18 protein-coding genes are annotated in these 15,549 nt (G+C 37.5%); 5 read left to right on the top strand and 13 right to left on the bottom strand.

Annotated features, from left to right (window positions below; all coding sequences use genetic code 11):
- The first annotated feature begins 90 nt into the window (after positions 1–90).
- Positions 91–777 (top strand): helix-turn-helix transcriptional regulator, encoded by a 687-nt coding sequence (locus tag ACFX4H_RS05345; RefSeq protein ID WP_034306979.1) that lies wholly within the window; start codon positions 91–93, stop codon positions 775–777.
- Positions 778–816: 39 nt separating this feature from the next.
- Here the strand turns inward: ACFX4H_RS05345 and ACFX4H_RS05340 are convergent, their stop codons facing one another.
- The gene (locus ACFX4H_RS05340; protein WP_034306982.1) at positions 817–1,905 is read right to left on the bottom strand and encodes a branched-chain amino acid aminotransferase; all 1,089 of its coding nucleotides are present in this window, start codon (positions 1,903–1,905) and stop codon (positions 817–819) included.
- A gap of 642 nt (positions 1,906–2,547) precedes the next feature.
- Between ACFX4H_RS05340 and ACFX4H_RS05335 the strand changes: the two genes are divergently transcribed.
- Positions 2,548–3,816 (top strand): L-lactate MFS transporter, encoded by a 1,269-nt coding sequence (locus ACFX4H_RS05335; protein ID WP_377434350.1) that lies wholly within the window; start codon positions 2,548–2,550, stop codon positions 3,814–3,816.
- A gap of 522 nt (positions 3,817–4,338) precedes the next feature.
- Positions 4,339–5,406 carry an AI-2E family transporter gene (locus ACFX4H_RS05330; protein WP_063591034.1) on the top strand — a complete coding sequence of 356 codons (1,068 nt, stop codon included), beginning with the start codon at positions 4,339–4,341 and terminating at the stop codon, positions 5,404–5,406.
- A gap of 249 nt (positions 5,407–5,655) precedes the next feature.
- Here the strand turns inward: ACFX4H_RS05330 and ACFX4H_RS05325 are convergent, their stop codons facing one another.
- A complete protein-coding gene (locus ACFX4H_RS05325; protein WP_034306989.1) occupies positions 5,656–6,108 on the bottom strand; it encodes a YueI family protein in 453 nt (150 codons plus the stop codon).
- Between the two features lie 224 nt (positions 6,109–6,332).
- Between ACFX4H_RS05325 and ACFX4H_RS05320 the strand changes: the two genes are divergently transcribed.
- A complete protein-coding gene (locus tag ACFX4H_RS05320) occupies positions 6,333–7,076 on the top strand; it encodes a L,D-transpeptidase family protein (RefSeq protein ID WP_096339777.1) in 744 nt (247 codons plus the stop codon).
- A 622-nt stretch (positions 7,077–7,698) separates the two neighbouring features.
- On the opposite strand, the gene ACFX4H_RS05315 is transcribed toward ACFX4H_RS05320, so the two are convergent.
- The 11 genes from ACFX4H_RS05315 to ACFX4H_RS05265 form a co-directional block, all read right to left on the bottom strand.
- A complete protein-coding gene (locus ACFX4H_RS05315; RefSeq protein WP_255256757.1) occupies positions 7,699–7,827 on the bottom strand; it encodes a hypothetical protein in 129 nt (42 codons plus the stop codon).
- 103 nt (positions 7,828–7,930) lie between these two features.
- On the bottom strand, positions 7,931–8,374 hold the full coding sequence (locus tag ACFX4H_RS05310; RefSeq protein WP_223256012.1) for a nucleoside 2-deoxyribosyltransferase: 444 nt from the start codon (positions 8,372–8,374) through the stop codon (positions 7,931–7,933).
- Between the two features lie 88 nt (positions 8,375–8,462).
- Positions 8,463–8,687 (bottom strand): hypothetical protein, encoded by a 225-nt coding sequence (locus tag ACFX4H_RS05305; protein WP_377434347.1) that lies wholly within the window; start codon positions 8,685–8,687, stop codon positions 8,463–8,465.
- The gene (locus tag ACFX4H_RS05300; RefSeq protein WP_034306998.1) at positions 8,677–8,997 is read right to left on the bottom strand and encodes a type II toxin-antitoxin system HicB family antitoxin; all 321 of its coding nucleotides are present in this window, start codon (positions 8,995–8,997) and stop codon (positions 8,677–8,679) included. Before ACFX4H_RS05300 ends, ACFX4H_RS05305 begins: the two co-directional genes overlap by 11 nt.
- Before the next feature lie 110 nt (positions 8,998–9,107).
- Positions 9,108–9,389 carry a DUF4190 domain-containing protein gene (locus ACFX4H_RS05295; protein ID WP_377434345.1) on the bottom strand — a complete coding sequence of 94 codons (282 nt, stop codon included), beginning with the start codon at positions 9,387–9,389 and terminating at the stop codon, positions 9,108–9,110.
- 442 nt (positions 9,390–9,831) lie between these two features.
- On the bottom strand, positions 9,832–10,482 hold the full coding sequence (locus ACFX4H_RS05290; protein ID WP_034307000.1) for an amino acid ABC transporter permease: 651 nt from the start codon (positions 10,480–10,482) through the stop codon (positions 9,832–9,834).
- A gap of 14 nt (positions 10,483–10,496) precedes the next feature.
- Entirely contained in the window at positions 10,497–11,135 is a 639-nt protein-coding gene (locus ACFX4H_RS05285; protein ID WP_241636277.1) for an amino acid ABC transporter permease, read from the bottom strand.
- A gap of 107 nt (positions 11,136–11,242) precedes the next feature.
- Positions 11,243–12,070, bottom strand: coding sequence for a transporter substrate-binding domain-containing protein (locus tag ACFX4H_RS05280; protein WP_063591029.1), 828 nt, complete (start codon positions 12,068–12,070; stop codon positions 11,243–11,245).
- 22 nt (positions 12,071–12,092) lie between these two features.
- On the bottom strand, positions 12,093–12,821 hold the full coding sequence (locus ACFX4H_RS05275) for an amino acid ABC transporter ATP-binding protein (RefSeq protein ID WP_034307008.1): 729 nt from the start codon (positions 12,819–12,821) through the stop codon (positions 12,093–12,095).
- A 435-nt stretch (positions 12,822–13,256) separates the two neighbouring features.
- Complete coding sequence (locus ACFX4H_RS05270) at positions 13,257–13,667, bottom strand: hypothetical protein (protein ID WP_241636279.1); 411 nt, start codon at positions 13,665–13,667, stop codon at positions 13,257–13,259.
- Between the two features lie 266 nt (positions 13,668–13,933).
- Positions 13,934–14,836, bottom strand: a complete 903-nt coding sequence (locus tag ACFX4H_RS05265; protein ID WP_034307016.1) for an AEC family transporter — start codon at positions 14,834–14,836, stop codon at positions 13,934–13,936.
- A gap of 218 nt (positions 14,837–15,054) precedes the next feature.
- Here ACFX4H_RS05265 and ACFX4H_RS05260 point away from each other — a divergent pair, with 218 nt between their 5' ends.
- Positions 15,055–15,540, top strand: a complete 486-nt coding sequence (locus tag ACFX4H_RS05260; protein WP_034307018.1) for a nucleoside deaminase — start codon at positions 15,055–15,057, stop codon at positions 15,538–15,540.
- Positions 15,541–15,549: the final 9 nt, after the last annotated feature.

The raw sequence follows: 15,549 nt of genomic DNA, 5'->3' as shown, positions 1-15,549 counted from the left end.
GATTTTTAAATTTGTAAGAGTTTTCATTATATTGTAAGATATTAGTAGCATTTATCCTAGTACTGAAAATGTAGGGAGGAATTAAGTCGAATGCTTGAGGAAACTCTGATGAAACATGTAAAAAAGATTTCCCAACAAAAAGATATGGCAAATAAATCACAAATGATCGTAAAGGGCTGTGTGGATTTTTTTTCATTTCAACGAGCATCTTTATTCAGTTACTCATGTTTAACAGGAATGGGTGAAGGAATTTGTGCATGTACAAGTGAAGATACTTTTTCATTACATAATGTTAGGGAAAATATTCATGATATATACCCAATCCACCAAGCAGTCATCCATAACAAGCCCATATACTTAACCATCCAGCATGCGAAATCCTCCATCCCTGCAAAATACGTAAAAAGATTTTCCATCTCTTCATTGGCAATCATTCCGATAATTGTGAATGACTTGGCCATCGGTTTAGTGTTGGTTGACCCCATTCACACCAACGAGCCCGTTACCAAGAATGATTTAATGAAGCTTTCCCATTATTTGAAACTGGCTGTCAGTTCAACATTCGATTCCGCCCCTCCCACTTACCTTCTAAGCAAACGTGAAGTGGAGGTCCTTCAATATTTAGCGAATGGGATGGGATTAAAGCAAATGGCACCAAAAATGAGCGTTAGTGAATTTACTGTCAGAGATCATATTTCTTCAGCCATCAGGAAATTGGGAGTGAATCACCGGACCGAGGCCGTCGCAGTTGCCATAAGGCACAAAATGATTATCTGAAAGCAAAAAAAAAACCTTCAAAGAAGGTTTTTTTAAGTATCATTGAGTCACTTTTTCTTCAACTTTCGTAGTCCAGCTCAACTCGTCTGTGACTTTACCTGTTTGGACACCTGTCAGTGTATCATAAAGCTTTCTGGAAAGTTCGCCCGTTTCTCCGCTTTGAACAATCATTTCTTCACCATTCCACAAAAATTCACCAATTGGTGATATGACCGCGGCTGTTCCCGTTCCAAAGGCCTCTTCCAAGTGACCCAATTTATAGGCTTCATGGACTTCCTCCATCGAGATGCGTCTTTCCGACACAGGAAGACCCCAATGTTTCAGCAATTCTATAATGGAATCACGAGTAATACCCGGAAGGATGCTTCCATTTAAAGCAGGGGTGATGATTTCACCATTAATTTTGAAGAAAACATTCATGCTTCCAACTTCTTCGATATATTTTTTCTCCACTCCGTCTAACCAAAGTACTTGAGCATAACCCATCTTTTCGGATACTTCCTGGGCTTTTAGGCTCGATGCATAATTACCGCCCGTTTTGGCTTCACCTGTACCTCCATTAACTGCACGTGTAAAAGCTGACTCCACTGCAATTTTAACTGGATGGATGCCTTCTTTATAATACGATCCGACTGGTGACATGATGATGATGAACTGATACTTATTCGATGGAGATACTCCAAGATAAGGCTCAGTAGCTATAATGAATGGCCTGATATATAAAGATGTCCCTTCTGCCTGGGGAACCCAATCCTTATCAACGCTAATTAAAGTCTTTAAGGCCTTCAACGCGAAATCAACGTCGACATCCGGTATGCATAATCGGCTATTCGAACTATTTAAGCGTTGGAAATTCTTTTCCGGACGGAATAAGATAATTTCATCCTCAGGTGTTGCATATGCCTTCAATCCTTCAAAAACGGATTGACCATAGTGAAAAATCATAGCTGACGGCTCCAATGAGAGCGGTTGATAAGGAACAATTCTTGGATCATGCCACCCTTGCCCTTGTGTGTAATCCATAATAAACATATGATCGGTAAACTGCTTACCGAACTCAAGCTGGTCCGCTTGTGGTTTTTCTTTCTTTGTTGTACTAAGCGTGATTTGCATGTCATGTTCCTTCATTACCAAAACCCCTTGTTGATTAAATTTACAAGATTTCACTTCCATAAAATCTATCTTTCATTAGTTTACTCCTATAAGGAATCATAGTTCAAGCCTTTAAGACGAAATTTTCGGAATTTTTTAAAATAAATTGGTTTTTCTTTGATTTCCAGACTATGATTCCTGAAAAAAGAATCAATTATTCCTGAAACCACTAAAAATATCAATTCCGAATGGTACGCTAATATGTCTTGAATATTAGATTAATTTTATCAAAATAATCACTATAAAGCCAATGAGAATAATTCTGGTTCATCGCAACTTTAGAGTAAATACAATCATTTCCCTTTTTGCAACCAGGAAAATTCGATAAATGAAAAGACTTTTGTCAGATTCGTGAATAATACACAAAATCAATACCTGCAAACCTTATATGTATATTAACATCCTTAGAATATATAACGTTTTTAATCCGAATCCATAAAGTGTTTTTCCCAACTCTAAGCACAGAGGAAAATTTTTCATGAATTTCAATTTAGTAGTTTACTACTAAATAATATTCTTATATACTTATTCAACAAGATAGATGAAACGCATGCAAAACCTTATATTATAGATAAAACGCATGCTACTTTCTTATTTTTGAAGAAAAGGGGTAACAACATGACAAAAAACAGATGGTTAATCGCTTTATCCGCTATCGCCATTCACCTATCCATTGGCGGTGCATACGCATATAGCGTTTACAAAAAACCATTAGTCGAGACCATGGGATGGTCAGAAACTGAAGTAACGTTAGCATTCACAATAATGATGGCGCTTGCAGGAACTTCTGCTGCCTTCTTTGGCAAGTTCGTAGAAAAAAATGGACCACGAAAGTCAGCTATGGTCGCAGCTGTATTATTCGGACTAGGACAAGCTGGTTCCGGTTTAGCGGTAATGGTCGATTCACTTCCGCTCTACCTATTGACTTATGGGGTGTTAAGTGGACTTGGTATGGGGATCGGGTACATTTCACCAGTATCCACTTTAGTCAAATGGTTCCCAGATCGCAGGGGATTGGCAACAGGAATGGCAGTATTGGGTTTCGGTGCCGGAGCTCTCATTACAGCCCCAGTCGCTGCAAGCCTTATGGAATCCGTTGGTATTTATACTACATATTATATTTTAGGCGCAGGCTATTTCATACTGATGTTCTTAGGGGCATCCTATATTACACCGCCAAAAGCCGACTGGCTGCCTGAAGGAATGAAGAAAGATATTGAGTCCGGTAAGAAAGAACTGAAGAAAGACCTAAGGCAATTAACTGCAAAAGAAGCGGTTAAAACTAAACACTTCTGGATGTTATGGTCCATGAAATTGATCAATACAAGTGCAGGGATCATGATGATTTCGGTTGCTTCTCCTATGGCTCAAGACGTTGTCGGGCTGTCAGTGGCAGGTGCAGCAACATTAGTCGGAATAATGGGAATCTTTAATGGCGGAGGAAGACTTGGCTGGGCAGCGGCATCTGATTATATGGGCCGTCCAAATGTTTTCGTCATTTTCTTCATCATTCAAATCGGTGCCTTCCTTTTACTTCCAACGACTACAAATACACTATTGTTCCAAGGACTCATCTTGTTGGTCGTTAGTTGCTATGGAGGAGGATTTTCTAATCTCCCTGCATTTGCCGGGGATTTATTTGGCACTAAGGAAATTGGTGCCATCCATGGTTATCTTTTAACTACATGGTCTTTAGGCGGGGTTTGCGGCCCAATGTTGGTTACTGCAATCAGGGAAAGTACGAAAAGTTACATTCCGGTATTCTACGTTTTTGCAGCATTAATTGCGATAGCATTCGCCATTTCCATCTGGTTGCGTCTGGACATCAAAAAAATGCAAAAAGAACAGAAACAAGGTGCAACGAACACATTAAGTAAGATATCCTAATTTAATAACCTATAAAAAAAGGCATGATCGAGTAAACTTCCATAACCGGAATTTACCTTGATGATGCCTTTTTAGTATGTATATGGGCGTATCGGTGCTTTTTGAACTGTAGCACATTGGAATATCATATGGATTAGGTCATCACACCTGGGGGCAGTTGTGAGCATAAATTCAGATTATCGACTTATGCACGTAAAGACAGGTTAAAGTCAAAATGGCCGATATATATTTTAATATGTCCTTCTTTTAACAGTGAAAGTCTTGTTTTTGTTTCCATATATCAACTTCGTTTGTTCAGGCTATAGCTATTTGAATTCCAAAAATGTTTAAAAAATACGAACATCCATTTAATAAATAATAGGTGGTCAGTTAGATTCAAAATTGAATCATTATTGAATAAAAGCTGAATGACAACCGTTCATCCATCCAAAAGTTTTGCACCGAACTTTTAATCAAGTTATTTAGTTTAACATTAAGCTAAATCAGGGAATCAAGTAAGAGATGGAATTAGGGGGGATTGTCTTGTGGATCAATAAACCGTTTTTCAAATATGCTTGCGCGATCATTTTGATCATTTTAATTATTTTTTTACTGGGTAAAATTGATTATGTACTGCTGCCGCTGCAAAAAATCATTGCTGCCATGTTTTTCCCTATTATTGTGGCTGGGCTTTTATACTATATATTACGGCCGGTCGTAAACTTGTTAACAGAATTTATCCCGAGGTCAGCTAGCATCTTCACCGTGTTTTTGATTATATTTAGTATGATTGGGATGGTAGGTTACTTTGGCAGTCCTGTAATCGTTGACCAATTTCAAAAATTATCTGAAAACCTCCCCAGCAAAGTCAAGGAATTCTCTAAAGAATCTGAAGTCATGATTGAAAAAAATGATTTTGGCATGGTAAATATAGAAGAGTTGAAAGAAAAAGCGGTCACGCATTTGAAAGATTATTCGGAAAAACTCATCGTGAATCTCAATACCATTTTATCCACGATAACTAGTGTATTAACAGTATTGGTCATTACACCATTCATTTTATTCTATTTCTTGAAGGATGGAGATAAATTACGACCATTTCTATTAAAATACATACCGAACGATGTAGAATCAGAGGGGAACACAATTTTAAAAGACGTCGATAAAGCCCTCTCAACTTATATTATTGGTCAATTCATCATATCAATTGTGATAGGGACTTTGATGTATGTTGGCTACCTTATTATCGGTCTCGATTATGCACTCGTATTGGCCTTATTCGCCATGATTTTTACCGTTGTACCATTCCTTGGTCCATTAATAAGCATCATCCCCGCCCTTTTCATTGCCTTACAGCAAGACATTGGGCTGGCAGTGAAAGTACTCATTGTCCTTATTGTTGTTCAACAGGTCGAAGGGCACTTGGTTACACCGAATATTATGGGGAAACGGCTTAACATTCACCCGCTTACCATTATCCTATTGCTGCTTGCTGCTGGATCAATATACGGATTCATTGGCATTTTAATCGCTATCCCTACCTATTCCGTAGTAAAAACGATTATAGGGAATTTCAGGAAGTTTCACAGGTTACGGAATAGGGTTACATAAACAGGAAAAGTTGTCTACACACTTAATTAAAAGAACGATTAAAAATAAAAACAAAAAGCACTCGTTTTTAGACTGTAGACCAACTCTTAAGAAAGAGAATTTGCCTATAGTTTTTTCTTTCAAAAAAGTTCCAGTTTATTTCATAAAACCATTAAAAACCATTATGGAAAACCTAGTCTTACTATCATGGTTCGGAATAGTCCATTCCCCTCCCTTTTTGTAGACAAACTAAAAACGTTGATAGTTGCATCAACGTTTTTTTAATAATTTTTTAACACAGCGTTTAAAAAAGGCTGTGAAGCTTTTCTTTTTGATGACTTGCTGGGTATGAATTTGCTTCTGTATATAAATTTCTTCTTTGTTTATGGCGTTACTTTCCGCTAACACCAGACCCAAATCGGAGTTATGATCTTTGTTTAGGACGATTTTGTAAGGAATATCATGACTCATTGCCAATTTAATATATTTTCCTAGATATTGATAGTCCATCTGACCATTTAAAAACAAATTTGAACGGGGATACTGCTTCATCATTTGCTCTATCTCCGGGTATACATTCGTTTCAAAGACTTGGCTTCTTTTTAAGACGATGACTACGCGTTCCCGTAATGTGCCCAGAAATTCCCTTCGTTCACCAGCCTTGATTTCTTTTGGACCATGGATGCCTTGTTCTAGATAGTCCTCCACCTTTAGGCGTGACAATTCTTACCCACCTCCGCTTTCCCTTCAATAATGTATGTAATATGGCCAAAAATAGTGCCCATCATTCTTTTGATATTCATAAAAGTGAAATTGGATCTAAGTTTGACTTTCCCATAGTTAATTAGTCTACCCTTATTTTTAAAAATTGTCACTTTAGCCTTACTTCATGCATAGGATAGTATATGTGTAAATGTAGGTTGCTTAAATGAGGGACGGGGAAAAACATGAAAAAATTAATTGTATTTGTATTGATTTTCGCCTTTAGTTTTTTGGGGTTCAGTAATACTTCAGGTGCGGCAGCAAGACAACTGATTATCATCAATAAAGCCAATAATCAGCTTGCCTATTACGAAAATGATAAATTGGTGAGGGTATTCATCGTGGCGACAGGTAAGAAAGCATCCTACACTCCTGAAGGAAAATTTAAAGTAGTGACAAAGATTGTGAATCGTCCCTATTATAAAGGCAACATTAGAGGCGGAGACCCAAAAAACCCTCTAGGTAAAAGATGGCTGGGGATCAATGCAAGGAATACACCAGGAAATACGTATGCAATACACGGCAATAATGATTCTACAACCATCGGGAAATATATAAGTGCCGGTTGTATTCGTATGTATAACAATGATGTACAATGGCTTTACGATAGGGTGAGAATGAACACTGTAGTCCTGATTGCCAGTTCGAATAAATCATTTGCCAACATAGCTGCCACAAATGGATTTAAAGTGAGCGGATCTGTAAGCCTGCCGGTAAATACAAACGCTACCCTAAAGAAAGGAAGCAGTGGCCCCCAGGTTATCGAACTGCAAAAAAGATTAACTAAACTTGGATACAGCACTAAAGGAGTAGATGGGTCATTTGGAAAAAACACCGAAACAGCCGTAAAGAAATTCCAAAAGTCCAAAAAACTTACTTCTGATGGAATCGTCGGACCAAAAACAAAAAAAGCACTAGGTCTTAAATAATTTTCTCAATGATATCCACTGATTAGAGGATATCTTTTTTATATTTTAACTGTACAACCTATACATTATTACCCATATCGTCTTTAATTTCCCACCATCAGATATTGACTTTATGTTATAATTTATACATCAACAGCTAATCATAATCGCACTGTCATTACATACAAGGAGGTAATACAAATGTACGATGAAATTCTAGTGAATTCGATTAAAGCAATTTTTGTTATCGGCACCATTTCAATGTTTGTGATTTTAGGATTCGTAAAAGGACGCAGGTTTTAACTTTATCCAATCGTTAAAATATCTCCACCTGCCTGGTTTCTTGTATTATTTTCATACAGGTAATCAGGCTATTTTCTCTTTAAATAAGGCTCTTTTCGTAAAAAATGTTGTTTTTAAAACGAAACTATTTAAGGTGATTGGAGCGGAAGTGCGAGACTCCTGCGGGAGCAGCGGGGCAGGTGAGACCCCACAGGCGTTTACGCCGAGGATGCTCACCGCCCGCCCCGCGGAAAGCGAGCATCTGGAGGGGAAATCAACCACAACTCACTACCTGGTAAATAGCAACAAAGTATGTGAAAACAGCCTAAAAAAAGCATATCCTCTATGGGCATGCTTTTCTTTACCAATTCCAATTATCCGTATTATCTAGAAGTTGATCGATGTCAAATGTATCAAGATGGAATGGAACTGACTCTTCTGCTATCGCTTCAGTGGCTAACAATAATTGGTCGATATCAATAATGGCCAAAACAGTCCTCTCCCTTTTTTAATGGTCTTTACCCTCATTTTTAATACTTTAAACAATTCGTTCAAAAGAAATTTTATTAGAGGGTCTACTTAAAATTTGACATTTATTTAAGAGGCAGTGAATCTTTTTCAGATCCTTCCGGAGAAAGCGTATGTATCAATTTAACCAGCTTATAAAAGGTCCCGCTGCAGATTGTTACCTCGGGCAGATTATGAAATATTGATTTTTTATTAATATGATAATTTTCTTTCTCAGGAGAATACACGATTATTTTCTTATTTAAAGATAAAGCATAGCCAAGCTCATATAGATTACCTTTTCCTGCCGTTAGGAAGATCAGCATGAAATCGGCTTCCTCTATCCCCTTTTTTTCATATTCTCCAATGTCGTCCGTTATTTGGTTTTTCTCATCATTCGTAATTAAATTCATGTCATTCACACAAGTAAATCCTTTTGAAGTCAATTTCTTGATCAATGATTTTACTTGCTTCAAATTTTTTTCGTCTGATGCTATATAATATTTCACACATACACCTCCAAAATATATAACTATTGATACTTTTTACCTATGTTACCTATACTATACATATTCGTTATAAAGAACGCAATATCCTTTCCCCAAAAATAAAAAATAATTAAATGGGGAATTTTTCAGCGAAACTAAAAACCATCATTCCTTTTACAGGTAATGATGGTTTTTTAAATTTTATGAGTGCCAATATTATCCCCATCGACTTCAGCTTACTAAAAAAATAATAAAATAATATAGTATGTACTGGTCTGACATTCCAGGTTACAAATTCAAGTAATCCAAAATAAAAACCTTGTCCTTTAACCGGCAAGGTTTTTTTATTTTTCATAAGTGATATTTTCTATTTCAATTCTGAAGGGTGCAGCCTCGCATATATTAATTCCCCGATCCAGATTCACCTTTTCCATTTCGCTTGCATCCGGGATTGTTTTTTTATCGTGTATAAAATGTTCGACCATGGATTCCAACAGTTCTTGAGCACAAGCTAAGGCATCTAACCGATTCCTACCGCTAACGGAAGAAATAATTCCTTCTCGCCTAAAATCCGGGAAACAAACTTGAACGGAAAAAGAGTCGATAATCAACGGGTGCTTTTCATAATAGAATACGGCTGGGTACTCAAAGATTTGAATGCTCAAAATATCATCCCTTCATACAATATTTAGATAATTATAATAATTATAACATGAATTTCCATTTTATATAGGTTTAAATTATTTTTCTTTGTTTGTCAAGTTAATACTTACATTCAATAGGATGATATGTCCGTATTGACTACGAAATAAAAAAACACCATGAAAATCAAAATCATGAGAACATTCAAGATTATTCCAATAATGCTGCACACTTTTCCAGCTGTCACTAAACCATTTCCAGATTCACCAGTAAGGTTCATTTCTTGTTTACTCTTCGATGCAAATATTAACCCTAAAATACCTAATATGATGCCGATGATTGGAATAAACAGGGATAATATCCCCATGATCAATGATACAATCGCTTTGCTATTGCTTCTTTTAATTTCCGACATATTTTCCACCTTCTTTCTTCCTTTATATATACGGTTATTAAAAGCAAAAGATTCATTTTTTGTGTACTCATTCATCACTATTATTCCATTTGATTAAGAAATCCGCTCCCTTTCCGCCGACTGTCTGCCAGGTCTCCTCGGCACAAGCGCCTGTGGGGTCTCGGCTAGCCAGTTATTCGGCTGGAGTGTCGCAAATTTCTTCCATCCATTAAGGATTACAGTTATAAAATCATGAAGGATAACCTAGTCTTAAACTCGGTTCGATTGAGTTCAGCCTACGGTTTCTACTTAAAATGACATTCCAGTTGATTCCAGAAGTCCGCTCCCTTTTCGCCGACTGTATGGATCATGGAGTATAAACAAGTTTTAAAACAAGGCTGAGGGTGAGACACTTCCGAATCTCCTAGACAAATAGAAAACGACTCATTTCTGAGCCGTTTTTTTAGGTGCGTTTCAATTCAAGTCTCTGGGCTACCAAAGAAAGGCTATAGTTAACTATGAAATACATGAGAGCTACCAGGATCAAAATCGGTATTAAATACTTTTGACTTTGTCCATATATGATTTGACCATGATGTGTCAGCTCCGGCAAAGAGATGACAACCGCTAAAGAGGTATCCTTTAATAAAGAAATGAATTGGCTGACAATGGGAGGAACCATGCGGCGCAGCGCTTGGGGCAGAATAATATGTATCAATGCCTGTGTATAGCTCAAACCTGATGAACGGGCAGCTTCCATTTGCCCTTTATCAATGGATTTCAGTCCACTTCGAATGACTTCAGAAAGCATGGCTGACTCAAAAATCGTCAAGGCAACTATTGCTGCTGGAATGATTTCCAGTTTAATCCGTATCTCCGGCAAAGCAAAATACGTAAAAAATATGATTAATAACAGAGGTAAATTACGTACCGTTTCTACAATCAAAGCTAGTATTTGTGATAACACCGGCACTTTTGCATATCGGATTATACCTACAAGCCCGCCAATAATGAAACTTAGAATAATGGATATAAAAGCTACCTGGAGCGTTACCCAAAATCCTTCTAATAAAAACTTAAGATTATCTGGTGTATAGGCACCTGCAAAATCCATATCTTATACCTCCCTCAATTACTCTTAGCCAGACGTTTTTCCAAATAACCAACGCCAAAGCTTAAAGGAATGGTAAGAATTAAGTAAAACGCTGCAACGAAAATGTACACATCAAACACGACAAATGTCCTTGAAGAAATCAAATCTCCGTGGTACATAAGATCGAGTCCTGCAACGACGGCCAAAATGGAAGAATTCTTTACTAAATTGATAAATTGGTTCCCTAAAGGAGGAATGACGATTTTAACAGCCTGCGGCAGTATGACGAGCCTCATGGCCTGACCATATGTCAGGCCTGATGAACGGGCAGCTTCCATTTGACCCTTAGGCACGGAGAGTATGCCTGCCCGAATTGCCTCAGCTATGAAAGATGAAGTGTAAATGGTCAAGGCTAATGTCCCTGCATATAACCCGTTTAGTTTAAGACCAAGAAAGAAGAAAAAGGTAATGATCAATAACGGTATGTTCCGAATGAACTCGACATAGGCGGTACCCAGCCAGTTTAGTGGCTTTATTGGCGCAATCCGCATGATGGCAATTAGCACACCAAGAATCAAACTCGATACCAACGCGACCAAACTCGACATGATCGTATTTTTAAAGCCTAATAAAAACATATCCAGATTCTCTGTTAAAATGGAGAAATCAAGCACGGCATACAACTCCTTTAACTAGTAAGGATGAGCAAAACGCTCATCCTTACAGACAAATGTTCAAATGTTATTCAAGGTCAGCTGCCCATATACATTTGCTAAAATGTTTAGTGTTTAATCCATTTATCATGGATTTCGTCGTACTTGCCTGAATCTTTAAGTGACTTAAGGGCTTTATTCAGCTCTTCCACAAATTCAGTATTCCCTTTTTTTACGGCAATTCCATATGGTTCTTCGGTAAATGTACCGCCAACAAGCTCATAGCTTGGATCTTCATCTGCCATTCCATAAAGGATGGAATCATCCGTTGTCAATGCATCCCCTTGTCCGGATTTAAGTGCAGCGAACGCTTCGGAATAGTTTTCAAATTCCAGCACTTGTGCTTCAGGAGCTTTTTCACGGATATTTATGGAAGAAGTAGAGCCCTTGACAGCCAATACCTTTTTCCCTTTCAAACTATCAATACCCTTGATATCGCTGCCCTTTTTGACTAACAAAGATTGTCCCGCGTCGAAGTAAACATCAGTGAAGTCAACTTCTTTTTTACGATCTTCAGTGATTGTCATAGTTGCTACAATTGCGTCGATATCACCATTATTCAATAAGGCCATCCTAGTTTTAGAAGTCACTTCTTTAAATTCAACTTTATTCTCATCACCAAGGATTTCTGCTGCAAGAGCTTTGGCAATATCAATATCAAAGCCTTCTACCTCTCCAGTACTAGGATTCTTCAAACCGAATAGCCTTGTATCATTTTTCACTCCAAAAACGATCTTATCCTTTTCCTTCACTTGTGCTAGAACATCTTCTTCTTTGCCTTTACCTCCACCCTTTTCAGCTTTGTCGGTATCATTCCCCCCGCCGCAACCAGCTAATAAAATGACGGCCAGTAATGATAGCAAAGATAATTTTAACCATTTCTTTTTCTTCAACATGTAATTCACCCCTGTTTTTTATTTAATGATTTAATATACGGCTAAGGAATAAACGAGCCCTCTCTTCACGAGGATTGGCGTAAAACTCAGCCGGAGTTGCCTCTTCTAAAACCCTGCCTTCGTCCATGAATACGATTCGATCCGCCACTTCACGGGCAAATCCCATTTCGTGCGTAACAACCACCATCGTCATTCCTTCATGGGCAAGTGCTTTCATAACATCCAGTACCTCGCCAATCATTTCCGGATCCAAGGCTGAGGTAGGTTCATCAAAAAGCATGATTTCCGGTCCCATTGCCAAACCTCTGGCAATCGCTACCCGTTGCTGCTGTCCACCTGAAAGCTGGGAAGGAAATGAATTTGCTTTATCTCCAATCCCCACTTTGTCCAAATACTTCAGTGCAATCTTTTTTGCTTCCTCTTCGGATTGTCCCAAGACCTTCCTGGGAGCAAGCATGATATTCTCGAGCACGGTTTTATGGGGATACAAGTGAAAATGCTGGAAAACCATACCGATATTCCGACGGAGTTTGTTTATGTCCGTCTTTTTATCCGCTACATTTAAACCATTTATTGAAAGGGATCCTTGCGAAATGGTCTCTAGACGATTAATGCATCGGAGCAGTGTACTTTTTCCTGATCCGGAAGGTCCGATGACCACTACCACTTCCCCTTTCTTGATTGTTAGATTAATTTCTTTCAATACATGGAAATCGCCATAATACTTATTCACCCGGTCAAAAACTATCATAATTAGCACCCCGCCCATATTCAATCTTCGAAACTGAAAATTTATAATAATCAGAATTATTAAAGCGTACTATAACATTCTCTTAACTCGAATCATATCTTATGTATAATCCTTTCTTCCAATATTATTTCCCAATATTTCGATAATGTTAGGGAAGCGACCATTTTTATTGTTATTTTAAACTAGTAATTTATATAATATATTCAATATTCACATTTTTTATTATATATAATATTTCTTAAAATTACCATATAAACTTTAAATTGTTAAAAACGTTATCATATTTCATGATATTATTGCTATATTCCATATAAATGTTAATTTTTAACTTATTTCCCCAAAAAAATTCCCTCTTTTTATAAAAAATCATTTATTTCCCGAAAGCTGAATATGCTTTTAATAATACAAAAAGACAGCATTTGCTGTCTTTTCGTATTATTCCTTTATCGCATCTTCAAATGGTGCTGAATACAAACCCCTTGGCGCCAGCATATCCGTATCTGATTCATGAATTCCCCCATTGTGGGTATATGGACCTGCTGGAAAAAAATCAAACAAATCACATTCCTTATGTATGATCAAGAAATAATCGTATAAATCATCCATAAGTTCCTGATGTTCATCTATTTTCATGATTTCACCACATTCATCAATTTCAAAGTTTTCATTAATCGCATCTTGAAGTTCCTCATTATTTGAATACGCGATATAAAAATCGACATCTCCGCATTCCATGCATAGCAAGAGTTTTTCTTCCAGTGCTTCTTCAAAGGTTTTCAGGACGATTTCCTTTAGTATGGCATCAATCTTTCCAGGATTATTCAATTTAATTTTAGTCTGGAACACAAAACCCCTCCAATCAAATACTGGCATTAAAATACTTAACGCCAGTTTAATAAGCTACTCTTTAATATTAAAATGAAATTGTTGAAATCATTTTTTCATCAATACCTAAATAAAGGCCATAAGTTCATGTACCGCGATGGGGACCTAGCCCAAGATTTGGTCATCAAGGGCAATGCCGATCATTAGGCCGGATCTCGTTTATTGGATAGGAAACGTCCGATTCGTGTTTATGATAAGTTTGCCCACATAATTAGAATCATAATCTTCTATAATACAAAGAAAAAGATGATGGGAAGCGTAATCAGGCTTAATGATGTACTGATGAATGTAGCACTTGAAACGAATTCAGGCTCCGTATTGAATTGGAGCGCATACATTGTAGTGTTGGCCGCCGTTGGCATGGCAGCTACGATGATCATGATATGCCTGACCATTTCACCCACTGGCAAGGCAAGTGATAACAGGAAGGCAATTGCTGGTGAAACGGCAAGTTTAAGAAGTAGCGAAACTGATAGCTTTCGATAGGCAATTTTTTTCAGGGAAATGTTGGCCAGCTGCATTCCCAGTGTAATCATAATTGTTGGGATCGCTGCGTTTGCAACAAGATTAATAGCTTCCATAACCGAATTGCTTAAAGGTATGTTCACGAACTGAAATACTGTTCCAGCAATAGCTCCATAAACAATTGGCATTCGACATACCGCTTTAATTGCTGTTTGAACTCCGTTTCCTTCAGGACTGCCCTTTGCTGCGAAATAAATGCCGATCGTGCACATCACTAACTGCTGTCCCACCATAAGGATGATTGCATAATCGAGTCCTGCGGCTCCGAATAACAGGAAAATGACGGGTGTACCGTAATTCCCGTTATTCATGAATGCCGATGCCAATATCATGCCGCTTGTTTCAGTGACTGTATAATTGCGAAAAAAAGATATAATATAGACTACCAGTATGAGAGAAAGGCAAAGTACTATCGTGAATAAGAACAGGTAAAAATAATTAATCGTAAATTCAGCGGAATAAAAAGTCCGGAACACGAGAAAAGGTGACATTAAATATAATGCCATCGTGGAAATTGATTTTGTATCAAGATTAAACTTTTTCTGACCAATGAAACCTAAAACAAATATACCGAATATCGGTAATAGAACTCCCAAAAAACCCATGCATATCACCTTCATAATTCTAATGATTTTCTTCTAACAATATCAGTTTTATAATTATTTGTAAAAATTCTTTTAAATCCTTTCGATCGCACGCCACAAATTGATTTTTCTTTATATTCAGAAAATTAAATTGTATTCTGTTTCCCCAGACATATGGTATATTGTTTATTATATTTACGTTAAAAAACGTAACATTAACACTTTTTGGTTAGTAATAGATGAAGGGGTGTTTTTTAGTGGATGTAAAATTCATGGAAATGGCCGTTCGGCTTGCAAATGAAAATGTACTGGCTAAGAACGGAGGTCCTTTTGGTGCTATTATCGTAAAAGATGGCAAAGTCGTAGGCAGAGGATGTAATAATGTGACAACGGCCAACGATCCTACAGCGCACGCCGAAGTACAGGCGATTCGTGATGCATGCAGGAATCTCGACAGCTTCCAGCTTACAGATTGTGAAATTTACACTAGCTGCGAACCATGCCCCATGTGCATCGGTGCTATTTATTGGGCACGTCCAAAAGCCATTTATTACGCATGCACTAAAGAAGACGCTGCAGTTATTGGCTTTGATGATCACTTTATCTACCAAGAACTTGCCCTGCCAATGGAAAACCGCACAATTAAAATGAGACAATTGTCTTTTAATGACCACGATTTACCATTCCGAACATGGGAAACCAATACGGAAAAAGTGAAATATTAACCGGTTATA

The organism is Peribacillus sp. YIM B13477, from assembly GCF_042787955.1.
GTDB classification, from domain to species: Bacteria; Bacillota; Bacilli; order Bacillales; family DSM-1321; genus Peribacillus; species Peribacillus frigoritolerans.
Note: the sequence above shows the minus strand (reverse complement) of the source record. Positions and strands in the feature narration are given on the sequence as shown.